Genomic DNA, 25,494 nt, shown 5'->3' on the forward strand with positions numbered 1-25,494 from the left:
GTTGCAGTACCGAGACTCTAGCGGGTGTCCGGGCGCCACGTGCTGCTCGACGTCGCAGTGGAGTCCTCGGCAGCGCGCAGCGGGGTGGCAACCTGGCGCTTCTGCTCGACGACGGGGGCTTCGTCGACCTCGTCGACCTCGTCGGTCTCGCCGCGGCTGCGGTACGCCTCAACCTCTGCGTTGTGGTCGCGGTACTTCGTGCTGCGGTTGACAATGCTCACCAGCAACGGGGTGGCCAAGAACAGCGAGGAGATCACACCCTGGATCACGCCGATGAGCTGGATGAGCGCAAGGTCCTTCAGCGTGCCCACGCCGAGCATCCACACCGCGACAACCATGAGCGCGACAATCGGCAGCGCCGAAATGACCGAGGTGGAAATCGAGCGCATCACCGTCTGATTGATAGCGAGGTTGGCTTCCTCGCCGTAGGTGGATCGGCGCGAATCGAGCACGCCGGAGGTGTTCTCCTTGACCTTGTCGAACACGATGACGGTGTCGTAGAGCGAGAAGGTCAGCACGGTCAGCAGACCGATGATCATCGCCGGGGTGACTTCGAGGCCGAACAGGGCGTAGATGCCCATGATGATCACGCCGTCGACCAGGAGCGCTCCCATCGCCGCCAGCGCCATAGCGCGCTGCAGGCGCACCGCGACGTACAGCGACGCGGCGAGCAGGAACACGGCCATTGCCAGCAGCATGCGGTTGGTGATCGTGGAGCCCCACGACTCGGAAACCGTCGAGTCGCCAATCGCGTCAGCGCTCGGCTCGCCGTTGTAATCCTCCGGCTGGTACTCGTCGAAAATCGCCTGGCGTGCGGCGTCGATTTGCTCCTGGGACAGGTGCCCGGAGTTGATCTCGAGCATGCGCGAGTCGCCAGAACCGACGATCTGGGTCAGCTCGGGGGTGACGCCGGTGGCGTCGACGAAGGTTTCCTCGACTTCCTCGGCGACGAGTTCGCCGGCCGGCATGGTGAGCTTCGTGCCACCTTCGAAGTCGATGCCCATGTTGAACCCGCGCAGCAGCATGGCCAACAACGAGATCACAAGCAGGGCAAGGGTGATGCAGTACCAAATCTTGCGGCGTCCGACGAAGTCGATTCCGCCGGTGCCGTCGTATAGCGACTCGCGGTCGCGTCGCGCGTTGCCGCGCTTCGGAGCAGCGGTGTCGGTCGTAGCTACGGTGCTCGACATGGTTAGTCCTCCTCAATCGCGGTGGTCGCGGGCTTCGCGTCCGCAGTGTGCTTGACGACGACTTCCTCGCCGCCTTCGCTCGAGCCCGCCTCGCGCCGCTGCTTCGCGGTGCGGAACGCGGCGCCCATGCCGTTGACAGACGGCTTGGACCAAAAACCGCTGCGGGACGCAAGAATGAGCAGCGGCGCGGTGACAAGGAACGTCACCAGCAAGTCGAACACGGTGGTCAGGCCCATGGTGAAGGCGAAGCCCTTCACGTCGCCAACAGCCAGGAAGTAGATGATCACCGCGGCGATGAGCGTGACCATGTTGCCGGTGATGATCGTTTCCTTCGCGCGATCCCAGCCGGACGCGGTGGCGGAGCGGAAAGTCTTGCCCTTGCGCACCTCGTCCTTGATGCGCTCGTAGATGACGATGAACGAGTCAGCGGTCGTACCGATACCGATGACCAGACCGGCGATGCCAGACAGGTCCAGCGAGTAGCCGATCCAGCGGCCGAGCAGCACCAGGGAGCCGTAGACGAGCGCTCCGGCGGCAACCAGCGTCACCAGCGAGATCAGGCCGAACAGGCGGTAGTACGCGAAGACAAACAGGGCGACGAGCGCGAAGCCGACCAGCCCCGCGTAGAGGCCGGCCTTCAGCGAGGCCTGGCCGAGTGACGGCGGAACCGTCAACGCGGTGCCGCCCGGCTCGCCGTTCTCGCCGGCGAACGACAGCGGAAGTGCGCCGTAGCGAAGGTTATTCGCAAGTCCCTCGGCTTCCTCCTGGGAGAACTGGCCCGTAATCGAGGTGGCCGAACCCACCGGGGTCGGACCCTGAATAACCGGAGCGGAGATCACCTGGGAGTCCAGGGTGATCGCGATCTGCTTCTGCAGCATCTCGCTGGTGATCTTCGCCCACGTAGCGGAGCCGTTGACGTCGCCGGACTGACTGAACGCGAAGCTGATCTCCATCTGGCCGGACTGCGGGTTGTAACCGCCGGTGATGGCACGGCCGGTGTCGATCTGCTCACCGGTCAGGCGCGGGCCTTCCGGATCGGTGACACCCTCGAGCAGTGGCACTTCGTCGAGAAGCAGCGGCTGCCCCGTCGACGGGTCACACGCAACCAGCGGGAGGTCCTGCTTGTCGGAACCGGCCAGCGGATCGGTGACCTGGCCCAGGCAACGCGCGGACATCAGAGTCATCGCGGCGTACTGCTGGGTCGGGTCGGTCGACTGGCGGGTGCGGCGCAGCATATCCGTCGTCTCCTGGCGGCGCTCGGACGCTTCAACGGGGCCGTTAGGCTCCGGCAGCGGCTTCGCGCTCAACTGCGGGACATCCTTCGGCTCGACGGGCTCCTCGTTCTCCTCGGACGGTGCGACGTCCTTGCCCACCTCGGGGTTGTCGCCCTCCTGAGCAGCGTCCGCCTGCTTTTCCGCGTCCTTTTCGGCCTGCGCCTTTCGGGTGGCGAACTGGGTGAGCAGCGTCTGGCCTTCAGCCTCTGTGAAGATGCCGTACTTCACCCACTCGTTGGTCATGTCCAAAATTGCCTTGTCGGCCGCCGCCGGGTCCGCACCCTGCGGCTCGAGGACCGGGCGGAAGAACAGCTGCGAGGTCTGGCCGATGTTGCGGATCTCGGACGTGTCGTCGCCGGCGGCCTCGATGACAATCGTGTTGCCGTCGACCACCACGGACGCGCCGGTAACGCCCATACCGTTGACACGGTTTTCCAGGATCCGGCGCGCGTCTTCGAGCTGTTCCGAAGTCGGCTCCTCACCCTGAGGCACGAGCGTCACACGGGTGCCGCCCTGTAGGTCGATGCCCAGCTTCGGCTCGGCGTTCTTGGTGCCGGTGAAAAATACGAGGGCGTAGACGCCGATGACGATGAGAGCGAATAGGGCAAGCGCCTTCGCGGGCCACTGCCGCTTCGACTTCGCCTCGCCGGATCGCCGAGTGCGTGTAGACACTGAGCAGACTCCTCTTTATTTTTAGGACTCGGGTTTCCCGCCTCGCACTGGGCGCAATGACCAGACCACCCGTGCAAACGGTGCGGCGGACACGTCGAAACGAGTGCCCCAGTGAAGGCACAACGCAAACATGCTACGCCATTGGTCCCGAAAAACCTTAGTTCGGTACCTCATTAGTCTCTGCCGGGCCCTGGGGCTGCTCCGGCTCAATCTTGCGCATGACACCTGCCGCGTCCATAGTCACGGCCACCCCCGGCGCAAGCTCGACGAGCATCGTCTCGCCCTCGTGCTCAAGCACCGTTGCGTGAAAGCCGGCGACGTTGACAATCTTGTCGCCAGGTTGAATCGATTGGCGCATCTCTTGCACCTGGGCCTGACGCTTCTTTTGGCCGCGCATCATCAGGATCGACGGCAGCAAAAACAGGGCCAGAAGGACAATAAGCAAAATCGGTTCCATGAGGCCCTATCTTTACATAGCGCCACTTCCCTGCCCCGCCCGGGTTTGTGCGCGTGTCTAATACAGCGGGAGCTGCCCCGGCGCATCCGGCGGCGCCTGAAGCCCGAGGTGCTCCCACGCCGCGGCCGTGGCCACGCGACCGCGCCCGGTTCGGGACATCAGCCCGGCCCGCACCAAGTACGGCTCGCAGACTTCTTCGATCGTGCCGGGCTCCTCGCCAACTGCAATGGCGAGCGTGCCCACGCCCACAGGACCGCCCCCGTGGCCGCGGATAAGGGAATCCAGCACCGCACGGTCCAACCGGTCCAAGCCCAACTCGTCCACGTCGAATACCTCGAGGGCGGCCTGCGCCGCCTTCAGGTCCACTCGGCCGTCCCCGTGCACATCCGCCCAGTCACGCACGCGACGCAGCAGGCGGTTCGCGATACGGGGAGTGCCTCGAGAGCGAGAAGCGATCTCCACCGAGGCGTCGTCGTCAATGCCCACCCCGAGGATGTTGGCCGCGCGGCTGACCACCTGGGTCAAATCGTCGGTGCCGTAAAACTCCATCTGGGCCGTAAACCCGAAACGGTCGCGCAGCGGGCCGGTGAGCATTCCTGCGCGGGTCGTTGCACCAACGAGCGTAAACGGCGGGATCTCCAGGGGAATGGAGGTTGCCCCCGGGCCTTTGCCCACGATCACGTCGATGCGGAAATCCTCCATCGCCATGTACAGCATCTCTTCGGCGGGCCGCGCGATGCGGTGGATCTCGTCGATAAACAGCACGTCGCCCTCCATGAGGTTCGACAGCATCGCCGCAAGATCGCCCGCGCGCTCGAGCGCCGGCCCCGACGTCATGCGCAGTGAGGTGCCCAACTCCTGGGCGACAATCATCGCCATCGTCGTTTTGCCCAGGCCCGGCGGTCCCGACAACAAGATGTGGTCGGGGGTCACGCCACGGTTTTTCGCGCCCGTGAGCACGAGACTCAACTGTTCGCGCACCTTCGGCTGGCCGATGAACTCGTCGATAGATTTCGGCCGTAGCGAACGTTCGATGTCGTGCTCGTCGGCCTGCGCGTGCGCATCCACTGGCGACGGCACATTCGCGGCGAACCCTTGTGGGAGCTCGAACTCGGTCTTTTCCACGTCAGACATCGCGCCAAGTCTACTTCTTGCCCAGCTGCGTCAGCGCCTGGCGCAGCAGCGCCGATGCGTCGCGCTCCGGCTCGTCCGCGATGAGCTGCTCGACCACCGGACGGGCGTTGCGCTCCGGGAAGCCAAGGCCCACCAGTGCTTCAACAACCTGTTCGGAGGCGTACGAGGAGGCACCGCCTGCGCGCGACGCGGCTTCCGCCCCGCCGGTTCCGCCGTCCGGCAGCGGCGCCTCGACCTTGTCCTTGAGCTCGAGAACCATACGTTCAGCCATCTTCTTGCCCACACCCGGAATCGTCTGGATCTTCTTCGCATCGCCGGCAGCGATGTGGGTGGACAACTCGGCGGCGTCGAAGACCGAAAGGGCCGCGACCGCCAGCTTCGGCCCGAGACCAGTGACAGTCTGCAACTTGTGGAACATCTCGCGGTCTTCCGCCCCACCGAAGCCGTATAAGGTCACGCCGTCGTCCTTGACCACCATGGCGGTCATCACCCGACGGTTCTCCCCTCGGGTGAGCGTGGCGAGGGTTTGCGGCGTGGCGAGAAACCGGTAGCCCACCCCAGCGCACTCGATAACCGCGTGGTCGAGGCCGATGGAGAGGACTTCTCCGTGTAAGGAGTCGATCATTGCGCTGCCGCCTTTGCTGTCAGTTGGTTCGTCCGTGCGATCAGCGGCGCACGCCAGCAGTGGCACACCGCAATCGCGAGCGCATCCGCGGCGTCGGCCGGCTTCGGCGCCTCACTCAACCCGAGGATGCGCGTGATCATCGCTGTCATTTGCTTCTTATCGGCACGGCCGTTGCCGGAAATCGCTTTCTTTACCTCGGACGGGGTGTACATGTGCACCGGGATGTCGCGCTCCGCCGCCGCGAGCACCATCACGCCTACCGCGTGGGCTGTGTGCATCACCGTGGAGACATTGCCACGTTCGAAGATGCGCTCCATGGCCACCACGTCCGGCTTGTAGTCGTCCATCCACTCGCCCACCGCGCGAGAGATGCGCAAGAGACGCTCGGAAAGTTCCGCAGTCGACGGGGTACGCACCACACCAACGGCCACCGGGATGATCTGCCTGCCCCGACCGGCTTGCACAACGGACAGGCCGCACCGAGTCAATCCCGGGTCGATGCCCATCACCCGCAGCCCTTCGAGATTCACACGACCACTCCTTCGTTCTTGACACATATGTTCTACCACAGGTCACGAAAAAGACGCGCTTCCACGCAGGAAGCGCGTCGTGGTCAAGCAAACGCCTAGTCGTCGAGCTGGGCTGCGACCTCGTCCGAGAGATTCATGTTGGTGTAGACGTTTTGCACGTCGTCGGAGTCTTCGAGCGCGTCGATGAGGCGCATCATCTTCTTCGCGCCCTCCACATCGAGGTCGACCTGCACGTCAGCGCGGAACTCCTGACCGGCGTCTTCGATCTCTATGCCTTCGCCGACAAGCGCCTCGCGCACAGCCGACAGATCGGTCGGCTTGCAGGTGATCTCGAACTCTTCGCCGAGGTCGTTGACCTCTTCAGCGCCAGCGTCGAGCACCGCCATAAGCACGTCGTCCTCGCCGAGGTCACCCTTTTTGATCGTGACCACGCCGGTGCGCTCGAACATGTAGCCGACAGAACCAGACTCGCCCAGGTTGCCGCCATTCTTCGTCATCGCGGTACGCACCTCGGTAGCGGCACGGTTGCGGTTGTCGGTCAAGCACTCGATGAGCACGGCCACACCGTTGTTGCCGTAGCCCTCGTACATCACGGTCTCCCAGTTCGCGCCGCCGGCTTCCTCACCGGAGCCCCGCTTGCGGGCACGCTCGATGTTGTCGCCCGGCACCGAGGCCTTCTTGGCCTTGCGGATCATGTCGTCGAGGGTCGGGTTAGCCGCGGGATCGCCACCACCGGTACGGGCCGCGACCTCGATGTCCTTAATCATCTTCGCCCACAGCTTGGAACGCTTCGCGTCGTTCGCAGCCTTCTTGTGCTTGGTCGTTGCCCACTTTGAGTGGCCTGACATCGAGCACCCCTTTTAATTCTCGGTTGACGGTTAACAGACGGCAAGTATACGCGCGCAGTTCAACCTCGCCGCTACCGGTGGTCGTCGGCGTACCGCGGCACTGCAGCCGTACCGCCGAGACGCAGCGCGCGCACCGCAGGACGCGATTGCAGTGCGAGTGTGTCCGTCACGGCATCGTTGTAAAAACGCAGCGCGAGTTCGACCCGCGTGGTCGCGTCCTGCAGCTCCGCCGGCACGGAGCTGTCGCTTTGCGACGATCCCCTCACCGCTTTTGCCAGCTCCTCCTCCGCATCCAGCCGGGTGCGCAAGTCCGAAGGTCGCAGCCGGATGGTCTCCGTGCTGCGTGCCTGCGCCACAACGTCCGGATACAGCGCGGCGATCACCGCGCAGCGGCGGTCGAGCGCGGCCTGCAGCGCGTCGCGGGAACGGTCCAGCCGGATATGCAGCCGGTGCAGACGCTGCGCTGTGTTCCAGGCCCATCCGCCTGAGATGGCAACGCTCACCAGTGCAACCGACAGCAACACGACCGACAGCGCTGTCACCGCTGCACCTCCACCTTTTCGTTGTAGGACACGGCCTCGTAGACCGTGCAGATGCGCTTCGCCACAACCTCCCAGTCGAAGTCCCGGGCGCGATCGGTGCCACGGTCGATGAGGTTGTTGCGGGACGTGGGGTCGTCGATAAGCAACTGCAACTGCAAGGCCAATGCGGAGGCGTCGCCCGCCGGAAACAGCGCCGCCGCCTCGGCACCGACTGCACGGAACGCGGGGATGTCGCTGGCGACGACCGCACACCCTGCGGCCATTGCCTCGACGAGCACGATGCCGAAGGATTCACCGCCCAGATTCGGCGCGACGAAAATATCTGAGCGGCCTAGGATCGCGGCCTTTTCCGCTTCGGTGGCCTTGCCGACGAATCGCACGCCCTCGACGTGCTTCTGCTTGCCGGCCCCGATGACGGTCACCCGCGGACGTTGGGGCAGGCGGCCAATCGCATCGAGGAAGACATCGAGTCCCTTGCGGGGCTCATCGAGGCGTCCGAGGAAGACAATCTCCACATCGCTCGTCGTATTTCGCTGGACTCGGGCCTGGGCGAAGCGGTGCGTATCTACCCCGTTGGGGATGATGACCGGGTCGGTGCCGACTTGTTCCGCCTGCCACTTCCACGCCATCTCACTGACCGCGATACCGGCGCGGATCTTCTCCAAGTTCGCGCGCAGCGCAGGCAGCGCCACCTTCAGCGCGTAAGAGGACTCGGCGGAGGTGTGATACGTCGCCACAATCGGGCCGGTGGCCATCCGAGTCGCCCCCATGGCGTAGCCCGGCGAATTTGGTTCGTGGACGTGCAAGACGTCGAACTCGCCCTGCTCTAGAAACTGTTTCGTCGTCCGCCACACCCGCGGCCCGAACGATAAGCGGGCCACCGACCCGTTGTAGGGAATCGGCACCGCCGGTCCGCCCCGGGTCACCCACGCCGGCAGCGGTGTCGCCTCGGACGCCGGACCGAGCACCTCGCTGTGGTGCCCCATCTTCCGCAGCTGCGCGGCTAAATCCAGCACGTGCGCCTGCACGCCACCGGGCTCGTCGAACGAGTACGAGCACACCAACCCGACGCGCACCGCTACCGCTCCCCCATTGCGCCGCGCTTCCGGTTGTCCAGCGCCCAGCGACGCCCCCGCGCAGGAACGTCCGCCGGCCACAGCGGCTGCAACATGTGCCAGTCTGCCGGGTGCGCCTGGATGGCGTCAGCGAAGCCGTCGGCGATGCGCTGCACGGTCGCCTCCAGCGTGGTCACCTCCATCGCGGGCGACACACTCATCCCCCAGCCCGGGTTGCTGCGGGTCCCGGTGAACCACGTGTGCACGGTGTGCAGTTGCGCGCCGGTCTCCAGCGCGAGTTTCGCCGGACCCGCCGGGAAGGTGGTGCCCTCACCGAAAAACTGCACGGGGACACCGCGCCTGCCCAGGTCGCGCTCCCCCATTAAGCAGACGATGCCGCCTGCCTCGAGCACCGTCTTCAGCCGCTGGTATGGCGCGGTGCGCTCCCCTGTAAGCGCGAGTACTTCAAAGCCCAGAGATTCCCGGTAGTCCACAAACGCGTTGTAAAGCGCCTCCGGCTTGAGCCGCTCAGCGACTGTGGTAAACCCCCCGTAGTGGTTCACCAGCCACATGCCCGCCATGTCCCAGTTGCCGGAATGCGGCAGGGTGAGCACCACGCCCCGACCTGAATTAACCGATGCCTCTAGGTGCTCGCGCCCCTTGAGCCCGGCCGTAAGCTTTTCGTCCAAATCCGCACGCCCCGCCAACCGTGGCAGCTGGAAGGCCTCGAGCCAGTACCGGGCATAGGAGCGCATACTGTCGCGCACCAGCTGCCGGGTCACATTCTCTTGCCCGACCACGCGGGCGAGGTTGCGGCGCAGCATGTCCATTCCCGCACCGTCGTCGGACACCAGATCGGCGCCGATGTCCGCGGCGCGGCGTGTCAGACGGGCAGGCAGCGCGCCGACGACCTTCCAACCCGCGATGTAGCCCGCCGCGGCGAGCCGCTCTGCCGCCCCCGGCATTTACGCTCCCGCTGGCGGCGCGATTTTGCTGTCGGCACCACCGTCGCGCGCGGCGAACACGAGGCGTTGCACGACGGTGAACAGTGATCCCACAAGCAGAATCCAGATGGAGACCACCACGGCGTTATGCACGCCGAAGCCCTCGAGTGCGAGGCCGCCGAGCGCCAGAATAAGTCGTTCCGGGCGTTCGATGAGCCCGCCGATGACCTTCAGCCCGCCGGCTTCAGCCCGCGCCTTGATGTAGCTGATTGTCTGGGACAGAACGAGCACTGCCAGGCACGCCGCCACGTGAACGGCCGGGGCGTTTTCCACGTACACCAGCCACATCGCGATGGCTCCGAACAGTGCGCCGTCGGTAAGCCTGTCGCAGCTGGCGTCCAGCGTCGCGCCGAATGCTGTGCCGCCGCCGCGCAACCTGGCCATGGTGCCGTCGACCATGTCGAACGCGGCGAAGACGGTACTCAGCACCGCCGCGGCGACGAGGTGGCCAGTCGGGATCAGCACCACCATCGCGGTCATGGTGGCGAACGTGCCGATCAGCGTGGTCAGGTTAGGAGTCAGACCGATCCCGAGTAGGCCCTTTGCCACAGGCTCCACGACGACCGCGGCGGGTTTGCGCCCGTGTACGCTAAGCATCCGCTTGACCCCTTTCGCGTTGCTCCACTTCACGCCAGCCTTCCGCCAGCAACTGCCTTGTCTCGCGCAGCAGCTGCGGAAGTACTTTCGTACCCGACAGTACTGTCATGAAGTTCGAATCGCCCGCCCAACGCGGAACCACGTGCAGATGCAGGTGATCGCCCACCGAGCCGCCGGACGCCTTGCCCAGGTTCAACCCGACGTTGATCGCCTCCGGCTTGGAAACGGTCTTCAGCGTCTTCACCGCGTGCTTCGCAAACGCCATCAGCTCGGCAGTTTCGTCGTCGTCAAGCGCCTCGAGCTCCGCGACTTTGCGGTACGGCACCACCATGAGGTGGCCCGCGTTGTACGGGTACAAGTTCAGCACCGCGTACACGCGCTCGCCGCGCGCGATGATGAGGCCGTCCTCGTCGCTCATCTTGGGGATCTCGAGGAAGGGATCATTGCTTTGCGACGACCGCGGCGCCGACGCGATATAACTCGAACGGTACGGCGCCCACAGCCGGGCAAGCCGGTCCGGATCGCCCACACCAGTGTCGGTGTAGGCGTTACCGCGGCTACTGTCGCTGGGCTGCAACGTTGTCCTCGCTCGGCTGCTCGTTGCGCTTCGCGTTCACCCACTCGGTGATGATGCTCACTGCCTCGTCGACCGGGACACCGTTGATCTGGGTGCCGTCGAGGAAGCGGAACGATACTGCGCCGGCCTCGACGTCGCGCTCGCCAGCGAGCAGCATGAACGGCACCTTACCGGTGGTGTGGGTGCGGATCTTCTTCTGCATGCGGTCGTCGGAGTGGTCCACCTCTGCACGCACGCCATGCTCGCGCAGCTTTGCGACGACACCGTCCAAGTGATCGGCGAACGCGTCCGCCACCGGAATGCCGACGACCTGGTGCGGTGCCAGCCATGCCGGGAACGCGCCCGCATAATGCTCGAGCAGCACACCAAAGAAGCGCTCGATCGAGCCGAACAGTGCGCGGTGGATCATCACCGGGCGCTTCTTCTGGCCGTCGGAAGCGGTGTAGGTCAGATCGAAACGCTCCGGCAGGTTGAAGTCCAGCTGCACGGTGGACATCTGCCAGGTGCGGCCGATCGCGTCGCGTGCCTGCACGGAAATCTTCGGTCCGTAGAACGCGGCACCGGCCGGGTCCGGCACCAGCTCGAGGCCGGACTTCTTCGCCACGGACTCGAGGATGCTGGTGGAGCGCTCCCAGATCTCGTCGTCGCCGATGTACTTGTTCGGGTCCTTGGTGGATAGCTCCAGGTAGAAGTCGTCGAGACCGTAATCCTGCAGCAGCGAGATGATGAACTCGAGGACGCTGGTCAGCTCTTCTTCCAACTGCTCTTCGGTGCAGTAGATGTGGGCGTCGTCCTGTGTGAAGCCGCGGGCGCGGGTCAGTCCGTGGACCACGCCGGACTTCTCGTAGCGGTAGACGGTGCCGAACTCGAACAGGCGAAGCGGCAGCTCACGGTAGGAACGCCCGCGAGAATCGAAAATGAGGTTGTGCATCGGGCAGTTCATCGGCTTGGCGTAGTAATCCACCGGCTGCTTGGTCACGTTGCCCTCGTCGTCAACCTCACCGTCGAGCTTCATCGGCGGGAACATGCCGTCGGCGTACCAGTCCAAGTGGCCCGACTTCTTAAACAAGTCACCCTTGGTCAAGTGCGGAGTATTGACAAAGGAGTAGCCGGCCGCGACGTGGCGCTCTCGCGAGTGCTGCTCCATGGTCATGCGAACGATGCCGCCGTCCGGGTGGAACACCGGCAGGCCCGAACCGACCTCGTCCGGGAAGGAGAACAGATCCAGCTCGTTGCCCAGGCGACGGTGGTCACGCTTTTCGGCTTCCTCGAGCATGGTGAGGTACTGGTCGAGCTTTTCCTTCGACTCCCACGCGGTGCCGTACACACGCTGCAGGCCCGCGTTGTTCTGGTCGCCGCGCCAGTACGCGGCCGACGAGCGGGTCAGAGAGAACGCCGGGAGGTACTTCGTCGTCGGCACGTGCGGGCCACGGCACAGATCGTGCCACTCCACCTCACCCGTGCGCGGGTTGACGTTGTCGTAATGGGTTAGCTCGCCTGCGCCGACTTCGGTTGCCTCATCCGAGTTCGGGTCGACGTTGCCCTTGTCGTTGATCAGCTCGAGCTTGTACGGCTCGTCCTTAAGATCCTCGGCAGCTTCTTCCTGCGAAGCGTAGACGCCGCGGACGAACTTCTGGCCCTGCTTGATGATTTTCTTCATCCGCTTTTCCAGCGTCTTCAGATCCTCGGGAGTAAACGGCTCTGCGACGTCGAAGTCGTAGTAGAAACCGTCCTCGATCGCCGGGCCGATGCCCAGCTTGGTGCCCGGAAATTCAGCCTGGACGGCCTGGGCGAGCACGTGCGCGCACGAGTGGCGGATGACCGAGCGACCGAGCTCCGTGTTTGCCGGGACAGGAGTGAACGTGGCGGCTTCCTCCGGCACGTGCGAAAGATCCTTCAGTTCTCCGCTTGCATTTTGGACACAGACAATGGCGTTGTCGCCCTTGTTCGGCAGGTTCAGCTCCCGCATGGCGGCGCCCACGGCGGTACCGGCGGGAACCTCGAACGGTGCGAACTCGACTGCTGCTTCGATTGACATATCTGTCATGCGCTCCTTTGCGCTTCATTGGGCTGCGGCATACCTGGACGCATCCCATCGTGCTGTTCACTGTCCCGACGGCGCTGGCGCGCGCCGGACGCCAGGGATTCTACCCCCGCCCGCGCGAAAGCACGGTCTCGCCCCAAAAGGCGTCGCGTGCTTCCCCGCTGCCGGGGTCGGCCGTGCCCGGCGGGATCCAGTACACCGCCGAGCCGATGTGCGTTGTCCACTCGTTGAGCCGGTCCGCCTCGAGCAGGCGGCGTAGCACTGGCGTGAACTGAACGTCCGGATCCTTCTGGTACGCGAGGAACACCAAGCCCGCGTTCGAGAGCTGCTCCGATCCCGGCTCCGGGGGCAAGTTGTAGTTGTACGGGCGGCGCAAAAACTTCTGCCCCGGGTGGTCGGCAGGCGGCATCGCGCGCGCCATGTGGGAGTTCATGTCGATCACGGGCAACCCGTACTCGTCGCGCGCGTCTAAATCCGGCGCGTCGAATTCGTTGTCCCCGGTCAGCGGCGCACCGTCGGACAGCCTGCGCCCGACTGCCTCCTCCCGGGAGGTGCGGTCCAGGCGCTCCCAATCGTCCAAGTCCATCGCGATGCGTCGCACCACAAGCGAGGATGAACCGTCGTCGGTGAAGACCTGATCGGCAAACTCGTCGTCCGAGCGCGGGTTGACCGTTCCGTCGACTTGGCCGAACAGGTTGCGCGGGGTGTGTCCCTCTGGAATCGAGCCGTAGGCGTTCATGAAACCTTGCTGTACCCACGCCGTACGGACGTAGTCCATGCCGGCGCGGGTCATATGCCGCATCGCCCATGCGCACACGACGGCGTCGTCGGAGCAGATCTGCAGCACGAGGTCGGTTTGCGCCCAATCGTCGGAAAGTTGCTCGCGCGGCATGTCAGGAATGTCGTGCAGCCACTGAGGTTTCGCGCCCGATGCTGCGATGTCGAAGACGCGCTCGCCGAACCCGCATGTGATCGTGAGGTTGGCGGGGCGTTCCACCATCTCTGGTTCCAGGCTGGACAGCGGGTTACGGCCGGCGGCGAGTTCACGGGCATCCTCGGTCCACAGCTGCATCAGGTTGCGGATCCCATCTGCGGTAACGCCGTCTTTGAGGTTGAACCCGACGAGGTTCAGGTTCGCCTGCGTCGGAGTCGCGATCCCGGCTTGGCGCTCGCCGTCGAACGCCAGCGTCGCTGTGGTCAGCGATGCGACCTCGGAAAATCCCTCCCCCTCACGGCTGCAGGCGGCGAGCGCCACGCTTGACGACGCCACCCCCGCCCCGGCCAAAAACACCCTCCGGGACATCCCGCCGCGACGCGGCTCACCCATTGCAATCGCTCCTTCTAGTGCTGGCTGTGATCCTGCACCTGGCCGTCGTCGCCGTAGCCCTCATCGCCCGGCAGCATCGTGCGCACTGCGACGTCGGGGACGACCGAGGTCGTGCCATCGTCGAGAAGCAGTGTGACATCGATTGCCGAGCCTGCGGGGATCTTGTCCGCGTACTCCATGATCATGAAGTGGTCGCCACCCGGAGCGAGCTCGTGGGTGCCGCCTGCGGGGATGTCGAAACCACCCTGCTTTTGGCGCATCACACCGTCGACAACCTCGTGGATCTCGTAGCTCGCGTCACCGAGCGACGTGGTGAACCCGACGACGTGTAGATCCTGATCCGTGGTGTTGCGCAGCGTGCCAAAAATAGACGTCATGTCGTTCCCGTCCGGCTCGCCTTCGCCAGCTTTGGCACGCACTGCGCCTCGGTCAAGCACCACCGCCTGATCGGAATCGGAAGACACCTCGGCTGTGTGCTCGGTCGTAGATGAGCTCGGCGAGGTTTGTTCGGCTTCGGAACCGCAGGCGACAAGCAGCAGCGACGAGATACACGTTGCGACAATTACGCTGTATTTCATGGTTTTCCTCTAGTTTTCGCCGGTTCCGGCGGAATTCGCTTCTCGCCTTTGACGGCTGCGGGCGAACAACAGCGCCAGCAACGACACAACAACGACGACGGCAGCCAGCGCGAAATAACTCCAGAACTTGGATTCTTCCGCATCAGCTGCTTCCTCGTTAGCAGGTTGCGAATCGTCGCTCGCCGCGTTTTGCGCGGATCCATCCGGATCGTAAGTGAACGCCGTCATCCCCTTCGTGGCGTGGCCGTCGGAGGAGATGATCTGGAAACCCACCTTGTAGTCGCCGGGTTCAGCCTCCACATCGGCGGGGATCTCCAGGATCACGTCGCGCCCGTCGATCCGCGGCTCACCGCTGTACACCAAGTCGGGGTCGCCTACCCGGTCGCGCGTGATCGCAACAGTGTTGAAACCGTCCTGGATCTCACCGGAAAATTCGAGCTCGATCGTGTCCGGGAACTCCTGGACCACGGAACCATCCTCCGGAGTCGCCCCAATGACCGAATCGTGCGCGAACGCGGGAGCAGCGGTAACCATCGCCGCTGTGGCTGCCACAGCGGCCACCGCAGCCCCTCGCTGCCCCTTACCCGAGTTGAACATGACGCCCTCCTTACGTGAAACATTCTGTGCCTTGGGGCACCTAGATGCAGTAGTCGTATCGGGAGCAACGTTAGTTCCCTCAGGCGCGATGCCGGAAATGGCGCGAAAAGAAAAACCGCCAGTTGCCTGGCGGTTCTCATTTGTGGTCCTAGCTGGGATCGAACCAGCGACCTTTCCGGTGTGAACGGAACGCTCTTCCACTGAGCCATAGGACCGAACGGATTGCTAGATTACACGCGCCCAGCGCCAGGAACGAATCGCCAGGTAAACCACATCGCACGCTGCAATTTCTACTCGAGAAAGCGGGTCCCGTTGGAACGGCCACTTCGAACATGAAGAATCACACGCGCGCAATCCGCCACCGGCTGGCCCGCAAACCCTGTGAACAGCCGATTTGGAACCCTGCGCGGTCTAAGGATAAAGTTTGTTCTCGCACTCGGCGCAGATAGCGCAGGAGAGCGTGCGGATGTAGCGCAGTTGGTAGCGCATCACCTTGCCAAGGTGAGGGTCGCGAGTTCGAGTCTCGTCATCCGCTCCAGTTCCACAAGGAACGTGGGCGCGATTAGCTCAGCGGTAGAGCACTACCTCGACACGGTAGGGGTCACTGGTTCGATCCCAGTATCGCGCACAGAGGGTCCATACCCTCTTCAACTGAATATCGAAAATGCGGATGTAGCGCAGTTGGTAGCGCATCACCTTGCCAAGGTGAGGGTCGCGAGTTCGAGTCTCGTCATCCGCTCCAAGTACTTCGGAGTATGCCGAATACTTTTGGAGGTAACTCCACGGTGGATTGGTCGAGTGGTTAGGCAACGGTCTGCAAAACCGTGTACACGGGTTCGATTCCCGTATCCACCTCCAAGCTGTCACCAGCCTTGCGCGATTAGCTCAGCGGTAGAGCACTACCTCGACACGGTAGGGGTCACTGGTTCGATCCCAGTATCGCGCACCAGGATCCGTCATCGGATTCCTGCGGATGTAGCGCAGTTGGTAGCGCATCACCTTGCCAAGGTGAGGGTCGCGAGTTCGAGTCTCGTCATCCGCTCTACACAAACCCCGGTCGTCTTGCCGGGGTTATTCTCGTTTCCATGGACGCTCACGATCTCCTCGGCACCACTCTCGACCCATCTACCCCGGAGACCCGCGCCGCAATGGTGATGACGCTGTTCGGCGCACTCGGCCGGGGCGGCTCGTCCGGTGCTCTCGGCAACGACCTCGACTCGGAACTTCTGCAATCGCTGCGCGCGTGGGCGGATGTCGTGCTGGTCTCCGCCAGCACCGTCACAGCGGAAGACTACGGTCCCGCAGACACGCCACTTGCCATCTTGTCGCGCTCCCTTGACCTGTCGACGTCCCTGGGTGTGTTCGGCGGACGCGAAGTGATCGTCGCCTGCCCCGAGCCATCGCTTATCGACGACTCCCTCGCCGACCGCCGCCGCGCCCTCGAGCAGGCCGGAGCCCGGTTCGTCAGCACCGGCACAGGCTCACTCGGCGAAGCGGTCAATGCCTTGCGCTCGGAGGGCTTCCACCGCATCGCGTGCGAAGGCGGCCCGAGCGTGTACGCAGCCATGATCGGCGCCGACCTCCTCGACGTCATCCACCTCACCCTCGACCCGACAGTGAGCAGCGACGACAGCACGTGGGGGCTGCCGGCAATTGCACAACAGGCCGAGTTCGCTCGTCGATACGCGCTCGAAGGCACCCACGCCACGGACGACGGCACACTGTTTTTACGGTACCGGCGAGCGGGAGATCGCAGCGAGCACTAGGCCCGGTACGGTAAAACGCGTGATTTCTCGCTTGGATTCCGTCTGGACCGCACCCGCACCGGTCGGCGACCGCCATGAGGCCGCACTGCGCGGACTGCGCGCCGTTGCGTGGCCGCTGGCGGTGCTACTCGTGTTTCACCGGGTGTTCGTGCTTGCCCGCGCCGGTCACGCGACAGACGACTTCACCACGGTCTGGTCCGCGGCCCGCCGCTTCGTGGAACGCGTGCCCGTTTACAGCGAGATCTACGAGCACGTCGACCCTCACTACCTCTACAACCCCGGCGCCACCTTGCTGCTCTCACCGCTTGGCCTGCTACCGAGCGTCGATGCAGCGCGACCGTTTTTTGTGCTGTTCAATGCGCTGTGCATCATCGCAGCGCTGGCATGGCTGACGCGGCTTTCAGGCCACAGCCTGTCGCACCCGGTGTTTCCCGCGGTGCTGGCGCTGGCCTTTCTCACGGAGGCGGTGACCAACACGCTGGTCTTTTCCAACATCAACGGTGTGTTGCTGCTCGCTCTCGTCGCGTTCATTGCGCTTTCTATGTCGGAGAAGAACGTGGCGGCGGGCGTGGTGCTGGGGCTGGCGGTCGTCGTCAAGCCAATGTTTGCTCCGCTTCTCGTCCTGCCGTTGATGCGTTTGCGGTGGGCGAGCGTGGCCGCCGGAATTGCGGTGCCGGTACTGCTCAACCTCGTCGCGTGGCCGCTGACGCCGGGCGCGCGCGATTACATCGACGTGGTGGTGCCGTACCTCGGAATCACGCGCGATTACGCCAACTCCTCGCTGGCTGGTTTCGCCGTCTACTTCGGCATGCCCGGGTGGGCGCACGCGCTGTTGTTTGTCCTCGCCGCGGCTGCCGTCGCTGTCGCACTGTTGGGGCTAGCGCGCTGGCGGATCAGCGACGAATGGCTGTGGCTCACAGTCAGCAGCGGCGTGCTCATTGCCGGGGTGTGTCTACTGTCGTCGCTGGGCCAGGCCTACTACTCGATGATGCTGTTTCCCGCCCTGTTTACAGTGCTGCACCGCGCAAGCCCCATGCACACCTGGCCCGCCTGGCTCGGCGCTGTGTTCTGCTTGTCGCCGCTGCACTTCGTGCTTGACGACGAACCACTGCTCGGACGCTGGCTCACCACCTTTTTGCCCACACTCGGCTGGGCCGTGTTTATTGTCGCCGTCGCTGCGTGGGTATTGTCAGTGCAGACGAACTCGGCACCAATCAAGGAGGAGACGAGATCATGAGTGAATCCAGCCCCAACTACAAGGACTTCACCGAGGCTCAGTGGCGCGAAAAACTCTCTCCTGAAGAGTTCCGTGTGCTGCGCGAAGCCGGCACCGAGGCCCCTGGCGTCGGCGAATACACCAACACCACCACAGAAGGTGTGTACCGCTGCCGCGCCTGCGGCGAGGAGCTGTTCCGCTCCACCGAGAAATTCGACGCGCACTGCGGCTGGCCGTCCTTTTTCTCCCCGTTGGCCGGCGACAAGATCATCGAGCGCGAGGACACCTCCCTCGGGATGATCCGCACCGAGGTGCTGTGTGCCAATTGCGGCTCCCACCTCGGCCACGTCTTCGCCGGCGAGGGCTTTAACACCCCCACCGACCTGCGCTACTGCATCAACTCGATTTCGCTCACACTCGACGAGGCCTAAGCCCCCCCTGACGTGCTCCCGTAGTTACGGGAGCACGTTGATGATCTCGGCGATGTCGCTGACACGACGGCCGGTCTGGAACGGGATTTCCTCGCGCACATGCAGGCGCGCCTCGGTGTAGCGCATCGTCTTCATCAGGGACTCAATGCGCTCGAGCGTCGGGGCCTCGAAAGCGAGCATCCACTCGTAATCGCCGAGTGTGAACGCCTCAACGGTGTTCGCACGCACGTCCGCGAAATCGCGCGCGGCTTGGCCGTGCTCGGACAGGATGCGGCGGCGCTCCTTCGGGTCCATGACGTACCAGTCGTAGGAGCGCACGAACGGGTAGACGGTGATCCAGTCGCCCGATTCCTCACCCATGATGAAGCTCGGCAAGTGGGATTTGTTGAACTCCGCCGGCCGGTGCAGGCCGTTGCCGATCCAGCTCAGCTCAACCAGCTGGCCGAACGCGGTCTCGCGGCGGAAGTCCGCCAGCGCCTTTTGCAGATGTTCGAATTCTTCGGCGTGCCACCAGATCATGAAGTCTGCGTCTGCGCGGATGCCGGTGTTGTCGTAAATGCCACGCACGGTTACCACGCCCTGCTCTTCGAGACCGCGGAAGTACTCCTGCGCCTCTTCGATGATCTGGGTCCGCTCAGTTCCCAGCGCACCCGGAATAGCGCGGAAGACAGCGAACTGCAGAAAACGCTGCGTCGCGTTCAGTTTGTCGAAATCAAGCTTGGCCATGATGACGCTCCTTCCCTGCCGGCACGGCAGATCAAACTAAAGTCGTACCAAGTCTACGCGCTAGCGATGCGACATCGGCCATGTGTCGGCGCGCCTCCCCCACCGTCCGCGGCGCATCGATACGTTTATGCGTGTGATGAATCCGGACACCACCCCCCACTCGCCCGGCTCCGCGGGTGCCGTTGGGGATGCCAACGGCGCAAACGAAAGCTGGCCTGAGGATTTCTCGAAGGCCGTCGAGTCGATGCACGCAGCCGAGCTGCGCGACGAGATCTCCTTGGGCACCATTCGCCCGCCGCAGCGCCCGGCCCCGTTCAGCCACGCCGTCGGCCTCGAGGTCGCACATTCGAACGAGGACAGCGACAACGTCCCCGTCGATTCCGAGGGCGACGCATTCGGCCGCCTCATTTTGCTGCACTCCCCCGCCGCCGAAGAGGCGTGGGAAGGCACGATGCGTCTCGTCGCCTACATCCAGGCGGACATGGACGACGCCGTCGCGTCGGATCCACTGCTTCCGGATGTGGCGTGGCAATGGCTCAACGAATCCCTCGCCGAGACTGGTGCCGGTTACACCAACCTCGGGGGCACCGTGACCTCCACGGCGTCGGTGCGCTTCGGCGAAATCGGCGGGCCACCGCGCGCCTACCAACTCGAGATGCGAGCGTCTTGGACCGCTGAAGGCATCGACCTGAAGAGCCACGTCGAAGCCTTTTCGAAGGTGCTCGCCCTCGTCGCCGGCTTGCCGCCTGAAGGTGTGGCGCAACTCGGGGTGCGCTAACCGCTGAACGCATGTCGCTCCCGGTAACGTACCGGCTCGCCACAACCCCTGAGGAGTTTGCGCGCGCCGCTGAAACACTCGCTGCGGGCCGCGGCGCTTTCGCCGTTGACACGGAGCGCGCGTCCGCCTTCCGTTACGACGACCGCGCCTTCCTCGTTCAGATCTACCGCCGGGACGCGGGAACATTCCTCTTCGCTCCCGAAGGACACAGGAGCGCGCTTACCGACGCCCTCGCCCCGGTGGTCAACGGCACCGATTGGATCCTCCACGCTGCGAGCGATGACCTGAAGAGTTTGGCGCACTTGGGACTGTATCCCGGCACGCTGTTCGACACCGAACTTGCCTCACGCCTGGCCGGGTTCGATCGTCCCAACCTCGGCGCGATGGTGCAGCACTTTGTCGGTGTGGAGCTGGAGAAAGGCCACGGCCACGAAGACTGGTCCACCACGCCACTACCGGCGTCCTGGCAGGAGTACGCGGCACTCGATGTGGTGCACCTGCACGCCCTCGCGGAGGCGCTGGCCGAATTCCTCGACGAGCACGGCAAACTCTCCTTTGCAGAGCAAGAGTTCGCCCACGTCGTCGCCGAGGCCGGAGCCGCAACGCACTCGCCGCGCAAGACGTGGCGGGACGTCAAAGGTGTATCCGCGCTGCGCAATCCTTCCAGTTTGCAGATCGCCCGCGGACTGTGGGAGGTGCGCGACCGCATCGGCCGCAGCGACGACCTCGCCCCCGGCAAGGTGCTCACCAACGACGCATTGGTCGCCATCGCGAAGGAGCAGCCGCGAACGGTCGCGGAACTGCGCCGCGTCGCCCGCTCCCGATCGATGAGCCGGCAAGACGCTCGTGAATGGCTCAGCCACGTCGAAGCATCGCTCGCCGAGGACAGCAGCACCTGGCCGTCTCCAACCCAAAAGGTGGAAAGCGGCCAGCCGTCGAAGTCCTCCTGGGAACGCGAATACCCGCGCTCCTACCGCGCGCTGCAACTTGCCCGCGAAGCGGTCGCCGGCGCCGCCGCCGACTTGGACATGCTTCCCGAAGTGCTCCTGCAACCCCGGGCACTGCGCGAAGCGATGTGGTTTGCTCCGGACGACGGTGCCCGGTGGAGCGCCAACGCGGCGGCGGATCGGCTCAACGACGCAGGTGCGCGGCCGTGGCAGATTGACGCCACCGCATCGCTTCTCGCGCGCGCCCAGGAACAGGCCGCATTAGAAGGGGTGCCGGTGCGCCGTCCGGAGGCGTCCGGGCGGGCGGCGGCGAGGCGTCGTCGCAAAGCGCGGGGCTAACCTCGACTAGTCAGCTAGCCGCGCGGCCCATTCGCGGACCTGCTGCGCTGCGGACTGCGGATCCAGACCGTATTCCTGCAGGATCTCGGAGCGCGAGCCGTGCAACGGGAATAGATCGGGAAACGCCAGGTGCCGCACCGGAGTGTCCACCTCTGCCGCGGCGAACGCCTCCGCGGCCGCGGAGCCCACGCCACCGCGGATGACACCGTCCTCGTAAACGACGACCATGTCGGCGCCGACGGCAAGGTCGCACAGCGCAGGGTTGACCGGCACCACCCAACGGGGGTCGACGACAGTCACGCGGATGCCGTCGCCACGCACCGCCTCTGCAATCTCGAGGGCAGAGGCAGCGAACGCACCAACCGCGACGAGCAGCACATCCACCTCGGACTCGCCCGCTTCGCCGGACGGTTCCGCAAGAACATCCACACCGCCGACCGTACGCACCGCGGGCAGGTCGGCGCCTGCGGAGCCCTTAGGGAACCGCACGATAGTCGGCCCGTCGTCAACCGCGATGGCCTCACGGAACTCCTCGCGCAGCCGCTCGGTATCGCGCGGGGCGGCGATGCGCACCCCGGGGACGATGGAAGAAATCGCCATATCCCACACGCCGTTGTGGCTCGCCCCGTCCGACCCCGTGACACCTGCGCGGTCGAGCACGATTGTCACCGGCTGTCGCAACAGACCAGCATCCATGAGCAACTGGTCGAAGGCGCGGTTGAGAAACGTCGAGTACACCGCTACCACCGGGTGCAATCCGCCGAGCGCCATGCCCGCCGCGGAGGTCACAGCGTGCTGCTCGGCAATGCCGACGTCAAAGAAGCGCTCTGGGAACTGTTCCGCAAACGGCTGTAAGCCGGTCGGCCCGGCCATGGCGGCGGTGATCGCGACAATGTCGTCGCGGTCGTGGCCTGCGCGGAGCAACTCCTCGGTAAAGGCTGCGGTCCAGCCGGGTTCCGAGTGCGCCAGCGACTCCCCTGTGACGGGGTCGATGACACCCGTGGAGTGCATCTGGTCAGCGATGTTGTTCACCGCAGGGGCAAACCCGTGGCCCTTTTCGGTCACCACATGGACGATCAGCGGACCGTCGTAACGCTTCGCGTACTTAAGCGCGTTGAGCAGCGCCTTCACATCATGCCCCTCGACCGGGCCGATGTACTTCATGCCCAGATCGGAGAACATCTGCGTGGGCACCACCTGGTACTTCACGCCCTCCTTGAGCGCGTGCAAGGCGTCGAAGGTGCGCTCACCGACCCAACCCATGGATTTCAACGTCTTCTTGCCCGACTCCATGACCTCGTCGTAGCCCGGTTGGATCCGGATCGCGGCGAGCTGGTCGCGGAGCTTGGTCAGGTTGTTCGCCAGCCCGCCGATCGTCGGCGAATAAGACCGGCCGTTGTCGTTAACCACAATGACAACGTTGCGGTTTCCGGCGGCAATGTTGTTCAGCGCTTCCCAGCACATGCCGCCCGTCAGTGCACCGTCGCCCACCACCGCAACAACGTGCTCGTCGGCTCGGCCAGTCAGTTCCTTCGCTTTGGCCAACCCGTCCGCGTACGACAAGGCTGCACTCGCGTGCGAGGATTCGGTCCAGTCGTGTTCGGATTCGGCCCGCGATGTGTAGCCGGAAAGCCCGCCCTTTTTGCGCAGGGTGTCGAACTGGTCGCCGCGTCCGGTGAGGATCTTGTGCACGTATGACTGGTGAGACGTGTCGAAGATGATCGGGTCATCCGGTGAATTGAAGATGTAGTGCAGCGCGATCGTCAGCTCCACCACGCCGAGGTTCGGCCCCAGATGGCCGCCGGTGGCGGAGACCTTTTGAATCAGAAGTTGCCGGATCTCGTCCGCGAGCGCGTTGAGCTGGCTCTGCGGAAGATCCCGCAGGTCGGCCGGTGTCTCAATATGCTCGAGCAGTCCCACTATCCTGTCGTTCTCCTTCAGGTGTAACGCCGCACTGCGGCATCGGTTTCCGCCAGCTTACACGCCACAAATCGCCGTTCCTATTCCCCGGCTCCCCATCAACCGCGGGGAACGAGAGAAGCGAGGACTTCGAAGTGGTGCGTGTTCGGAAAGGCGTCGATAAGCGCCATGTGCTCGACAACGTATCCGTTCTCGCCGAAGGCGGCCAGATCCCGCGCGAACGTGGCCGGATCGCAGCCGATGTGCACGACACGCTGCGGTGCCGCCTGCGCAATCTTTGCGACGACCCCAGCCCCCGCCCCTGCCCGCGGCGGATCCAGCACGACGAGCCCCGGTGCCGGCAACCCGCCTATGCCCTCGTCCACGGTTGCGTTGTGCGTGTGCAGGTCGAGTTCGTCTTCCATTCGCTGGCGCCGGGCGGTCGCGGAGGCGGAGTAGTCGACGCTGTCTACACGCGCTCCACCGGTGGCCTGCACGATAGCGGGTACGAACGCGCCGACGCCGCCGTAGAGGTCCCACCCTCCGCGACCGCGGTAGTCGTCGGTGGCCCACTCGCGGATCAACGCGCTGTACGCCTCCGGCGCAGTGGTGTGCGCCTGCCAGAAGGCTGTCGGAGGAAACCCGAACTCGTGGCCGTCGACACGCTCAACGACGGTGCCGGTGCCTTCCACGACACGCTCCACACGCTCGACGCGCCGGCCGCGTTGCGAGGCCTGCGACTCCACCACATGACGGTTCCCTTCAGCGTCCAACACAGCAATCAGTTCACTGCCCGGTGTAAACGTTGCGGCCCCTGCGCCGACGATGCCGTCGAGAAGCTCTGGCACGACTTGGGTGCACCGCACTCCCCCGACGACCTGCGTCGACCTGGCTTTGCGCATCCCCGCGTTGCCGGCAGCGTCGACGCCCATGCGCACGCGCGTACGCCATCCAAGCAGCGGATTGAGCTGGACGACCTGCAGCCGCGTATCGACGAACCCGTCAGGCACCACCCCGCCACGACGCGACAACGCACCGAGTTGACCGACGAGGACCTCGCGCTTGAGGCGCAACTGCGCATCCGGGGCAATGTGCGAAAAGTCGCAGCACCCCGCACCGGCTGAGGCCGCCGGGCAGGTCGGATCGACGCGGTCTGCCGAGGGGTGGTGCACGCGAAGCAGTTCCGCGCGCGCCCACCGCTTCTTCACCTTGATCAAGCGGGCCTCGACGGTGTCACCGGGGACCGCCCCACCGACGAAAACGACGCGGCCGTCCGGGGCGTCGGCGATAGCCTCGCCGCCGTGGGCCATAGCGCGCACGTCGAGTTGAAGGACAGCGCCAACCGAAAGTTCGTCGCTCACGGGCTACTTCGCGTTGTTGCCGCGGTTGGCCTCGCGCTGCGCACGCTGAGCCTCGCGGAACTCACGGAGCTGCTGCTGGCCCTCAGCGTTTTGGGCGATGATCTGCTGCAGTGCGTCGCTAAGCGCGTTGGGGTTACCTTCCGCCGGCGCCTGCTGTGCGTTTTGCGCCTGGCGAGCGCGCTCCTCGGCGGCCTGCTGCACCTGCTGCGCAAGCTGCGCCGGAAGCACGACCGGTAGGGAGTTGCCAGCCAGGATCGGGTCCTCGCCGCGGTAGACGAAGGAACGGGCCACCGTCTCGCGGCCGAGCTCTGCGAGCTGGTCCTCGGAACCGGTCGGCGCAGCGAGGGTGACGCGGTAAAGCCAGCGCGGCCCCTCGACTCCGATGATGCGGATGACACCGTTGGTGCCGGTGCCCACGATCTCCTGGCCCCACGGGCCCTGCTGGAGCTCGACTGGCATCCCCTCGGAGCGCATGCCCTCGATAATCTCCTCGGAGGATTCCTCCCACAGCCCGCCGGTGCGCGGCGCGGCGAATGCGACCGGCGTGAGACGGCCGAATCGGGTGACGATGTGGACCATCTTCGGGCCCTGCTCGCCCATCTCCACCTGAACCTGGGATTCCTTCGGCAGCGGGATGCGCATCGAGCCGAGGTTGAGAGTCGCCTGGGAGAAGTCGGAAAAGTCGAAGTCTTCGATCTCAACGTTGTCACCGTCGAACGGACCGGTGGAGCCACCGACTGGATCGTAATCGGTCAGCGCCTGCAGGCCTTCAGCCGCGGATGCCTGCATCGTCGGGGCGTGCTGCTCCTCCGGTGCCTCGACGCTTACGGGAGCTTCTTCCGCCGCGGCTGACTCAGCCGGAGCCGGCTGTTCCTCAGTGACAGCAGGCTCGACCGGTGCCTGCGTCGAAGCCTCCGCCTCGGCCTGCTTCTTCTTCTTTTTCTTCCCGAAAGGCCAGATCGCCATCCCGGATACCTCCT

General features: G+C 64.7%; 25 protein-coding genes and 7 tRNA genes. 11 read left to right on the plus strand and 21 right to left on the minus strand.

Annotation, left to right across the window (positions count from 1 at the left end):
* Positions 1–17 precede the first annotated feature (17 nt).
* From secF to IAU68_RS06595, 17 genes are all read right to left on the minus strand, one after another.
* Positions 18–1,190: a protein translocase subunit SecF gene (gene secF, locus IAU68_RS06515; RefSeq protein ID WP_171194078.1), complete on the minus strand. Its 1,173-nt coding sequence runs from the start codon at positions 1,188–1,190 to the stop codon at positions 18–20.
* A gap of 2 nt (positions 1,191–1,192) precedes the next feature.
* Positions 1,193–3,136 (minus strand): protein translocase subunit SecD, encoded by a 1,944-nt coding sequence (gene secD, locus IAU68_RS06520; RefSeq protein ID WP_171194079.1) that lies wholly within the window; start codon positions 3,134–3,136, stop codon positions 1,193–1,195.
* A gap of 157 nt (positions 3,137–3,293) precedes the next feature.
* Positions 3,294–3,581, minus strand: a complete 288-nt coding sequence (locus IAU68_RS06525; protein ID WP_231698983.1) for a preprotein translocase subunit YajC — start codon at positions 3,579–3,581, stop codon at positions 3,294–3,296.
* Positions 3,582–3,650: 69 nt separating this feature from the next.
* Positions 3,651–4,727 (minus strand): Holliday junction branch migration DNA helicase RuvB, encoded by a 1,077-nt coding sequence (gene ruvB, locus IAU68_RS06530; protein ID WP_171194081.1) that lies wholly within the window; start codon positions 4,725–4,727, stop codon positions 3,651–3,653.
* A 10-nt stretch (positions 4,728–4,737) separates the two neighbouring features.
* On the minus strand, positions 4,738–5,352 hold the full coding sequence (gene ruvA, locus IAU68_RS06535; RefSeq protein ID WP_171194082.1) for a Holliday junction branch migration protein RuvA: 615 nt from the start codon (positions 5,350–5,352) through the stop codon (positions 4,738–4,740).
* A complete protein-coding gene (gene ruvC, locus IAU68_RS06540) occupies positions 5,349–5,882 on the minus strand; it encodes a crossover junction endodeoxyribonuclease RuvC (RefSeq protein WP_171194083.1) in 534 nt (177 codons plus the stop codon). The genes ruvA and ruvC overlap by 4 nt, the downstream gene beginning before the upstream one ends.
* A 95-nt stretch (positions 5,883–5,977) precedes the next feature.
* On the minus strand, positions 5,978–6,730 hold the full coding sequence (locus IAU68_RS06545) for a YebC/PmpR family DNA-binding transcriptional regulator (RefSeq protein ID WP_171194084.1): 753 nt from the start codon (positions 6,728–6,730) through the stop codon (positions 5,978–5,980).
* A gap of 71 nt (positions 6,731–6,801) precedes the next feature.
* A complete protein-coding gene (locus tag IAU68_RS06550; protein WP_171194156.1) occupies positions 6,802–7,263 on the minus strand; it encodes a LemA family protein in 462 nt (153 codons plus the stop codon).
* A 5-nt stretch (positions 7,264–7,268) separates the two neighbouring features.
* Positions 7,269–8,348, minus strand: a complete 1,080-nt coding sequence (locus tag IAU68_RS06555; RefSeq protein ID WP_171194085.1) for a glycosyltransferase family 4 protein — start codon at positions 8,346–8,348, stop codon at positions 7,269–7,271.
* A 2-nt stretch (positions 8,349–8,350) separates the two neighbouring features.
* A complete protein-coding gene (locus IAU68_RS06560; protein WP_171194086.1) occupies positions 8,351–9,292 on the minus strand; it encodes a phosphatidylinositol mannoside acyltransferase in 942 nt (313 codons plus the stop codon).
* On the minus strand, positions 9,293–9,928 hold the full coding sequence (pgsA, locus tag IAU68_RS06565; RefSeq protein ID WP_171194087.1) for a phosphatidylinositol phosphate synthase: 636 nt from the start codon (positions 9,926–9,928) through the stop codon (positions 9,293–9,295).
* Positions 9,921–10,505 carry an HIT family protein gene (locus IAU68_RS06570; protein WP_171194088.1) on the minus strand — a complete coding sequence of 195 codons (585 nt, stop codon included), beginning with the start codon at positions 10,503–10,505 and terminating at the stop codon, positions 9,921–9,923. The genes pgsA and IAU68_RS06570 overlap by 8 nt, the downstream gene beginning before the upstream one ends.
* Positions 10,486–12,552, minus strand: coding sequence for a threonine--tRNA ligase (gene thrS / locus IAU68_RS06575; RefSeq protein WP_171194089.1), 2,067 nt, complete (start codon positions 12,550–12,552; stop codon positions 10,486–10,488). Before thrS ends, IAU68_RS06570 begins: the two co-directional genes overlap by 20 nt.
* A 100-nt stretch (positions 12,553–12,652) precedes the next feature.
* Positions 12,653–13,876: a Dyp-type peroxidase gene (locus tag IAU68_RS06580; protein ID WP_171194090.1), complete on the minus strand. Its 1,224-nt coding sequence runs from the start codon at positions 13,874–13,876 to the stop codon at positions 12,653–12,655.
* A gap of 14 nt (positions 13,877–13,890) precedes the next feature.
* Complete coding sequence (locus IAU68_RS06585) at positions 13,891–14,454, minus strand: copper chaperone PCu(A)C (RefSeq protein ID WP_171194091.1); 564 nt, start codon at positions 14,452–14,454, stop codon at positions 13,891–13,893.
* A gap of 9 nt (positions 14,455–14,463) precedes the next feature.
* Positions 14,464–15,051: a copper resistance CopC family protein gene (locus IAU68_RS06590; RefSeq protein ID WP_171194092.1), complete on the minus strand. Its 588-nt coding sequence runs from the start codon at positions 15,049–15,051 to the stop codon at positions 14,464–14,466.
* A 143-nt stretch (positions 15,052–15,194) separates the two neighbouring features.
* Positions 15,195–15,266, minus strand: a tRNA-Val gene (locus IAU68_RS06595).
* A gap of 247 nt (positions 15,267–15,513) precedes the next feature.
* On the opposite strand from IAU68_RS06595, the gene IAU68_RS06600 reads away from it, so the two are divergent.
* From IAU68_RS06600 to msrB, 9 genes are all read left to right on the plus strand, one after another.
* Positions 15,514–15,589 (plus strand) — tRNA-Gly (locus IAU68_RS06600).
* Between the two features lie 18 nt (positions 15,590–15,607).
* Positions 15,608–15,679, plus strand: a tRNA-Val gene (locus IAU68_RS06605).
* Positions 15,680–15,717: 38 nt separating this feature from the next.
* Positions 15,718–15,793: transfer RNA gene (locus tag IAU68_RS06610), tRNA-Gly, on the plus strand.
* Between the two features lie 42 nt (positions 15,794–15,835).
* Positions 15,836–15,909, plus strand: a tRNA-Cys gene (locus IAU68_RS06615).
* A 16-nt stretch (positions 15,910–15,925) separates the two neighbouring features.
* Positions 15,926–16,000: transfer RNA gene (locus IAU68_RS06620), tRNA-Val, on the plus strand.
* Between the two features lie 20 nt (positions 16,001–16,020).
* Positions 16,021–16,093 (plus strand) — tRNA-Gly (locus IAU68_RS06625).
* Between the two features lie 43 nt (positions 16,094–16,136).
* Complete coding sequence (locus IAU68_RS06630; protein WP_171194093.1) at positions 16,137–16,817, plus strand: dihydrofolate reductase family protein; 681 nt, start codon at positions 16,137–16,139, stop codon at positions 16,815–16,817.
* A gap of 19 nt (positions 16,818–16,836) precedes the next feature.
* Positions 16,837–18,054 carry a glycosyltransferase family 87 protein gene (locus IAU68_RS06635; RefSeq protein ID WP_171194094.1) on the plus strand — a complete coding sequence of 406 codons (1,218 nt, stop codon included), beginning with the start codon at positions 16,837–16,839 and terminating at the stop codon, positions 18,052–18,054.
* Positions 18,051–18,464, plus strand: coding sequence for a peptide-methionine (R)-S-oxide reductase MsrB (gene msrB / locus IAU68_RS06640; RefSeq protein WP_171194095.1), 414 nt, complete (start codon positions 18,051–18,053; stop codon positions 18,462–18,464). The genes IAU68_RS06635 and msrB overlap by 4 nt, the downstream gene beginning before the upstream one ends.
* Positions 18,465–18,488: 24 nt before the next feature.
* On the opposite strand, the gene hemQ is transcribed toward msrB, so the two are convergent.
* On the minus strand, positions 18,489–19,193 hold the full coding sequence (hemQ, locus tag IAU68_RS06645; protein ID WP_171194157.1) for a hydrogen peroxide-dependent heme synthase: 705 nt from the start codon (positions 19,191–19,193) through the stop codon (positions 18,489–18,491).
* Between the two features lie 133 nt (positions 19,194–19,326).
* On the opposite strand from hemQ, the gene IAU68_RS06650 reads away from it, so the two are divergent.
* Positions 19,327–19,968: a DUF3000 domain-containing protein gene (locus IAU68_RS06650; protein WP_231699134.1), complete on the plus strand. Its 642-nt coding sequence runs from the start codon at positions 19,327–19,329 to the stop codon at positions 19,966–19,968.
* Between the two features lie 11 nt (positions 19,969–19,979).
* Positions 19,980–21,254, plus strand: a complete 1,275-nt coding sequence (locus tag IAU68_RS06655) for an HRDC domain-containing protein (protein WP_171194097.1) — start codon at positions 19,980–19,982, stop codon at positions 21,252–21,254.
* A gap of 6 nt (positions 21,255–21,260) precedes the next feature.
* Here IAU68_RS06655 and dxs read toward each other — a convergent pair whose 3' ends face one another.
* The 3 genes from dxs to IAU68_RS06670 all read right to left on the minus strand — a co-directional run bounded on the left by dxs (position 21,261) and on the right by IAU68_RS06670 (position 25,480).
* A complete protein-coding gene (gene dxs, locus IAU68_RS06660) occupies positions 21,261–23,174 on the minus strand; it encodes a 1-deoxy-D-xylulose-5-phosphate synthase (protein ID WP_171194098.1) in 1,914 nt (637 codons plus the stop codon).
* Between the two features lie 98 nt (positions 23,175–23,272).
* A complete protein-coding gene (locus IAU68_RS06665) occupies positions 23,273–24,514 on the minus strand; it encodes a class I SAM-dependent RNA methyltransferase (protein WP_231698985.1) in 1,242 nt (413 codons plus the stop codon).
* Positions 24,515–24,517: 3 nt separating this feature from the next.
* Positions 24,518–25,480, minus strand: a complete 963-nt coding sequence (locus IAU68_RS06670; RefSeq protein ID WP_171194099.1) for a DUF3710 domain-containing protein — start codon at positions 25,478–25,480, stop codon at positions 24,518–24,520.
* Positions 25,481–25,494: the final 14 nt, after the last annotated feature.

The organism is Corynebacterium lujinxingii (assembly GCF_014490555.1).
In the GTDB taxonomy this organism is placed as follows: Bacteria; Actinomycetota; Actinomycetes; order Mycobacteriales; family Mycobacteriaceae; genus Corynebacterium; species Corynebacterium lujinxingii.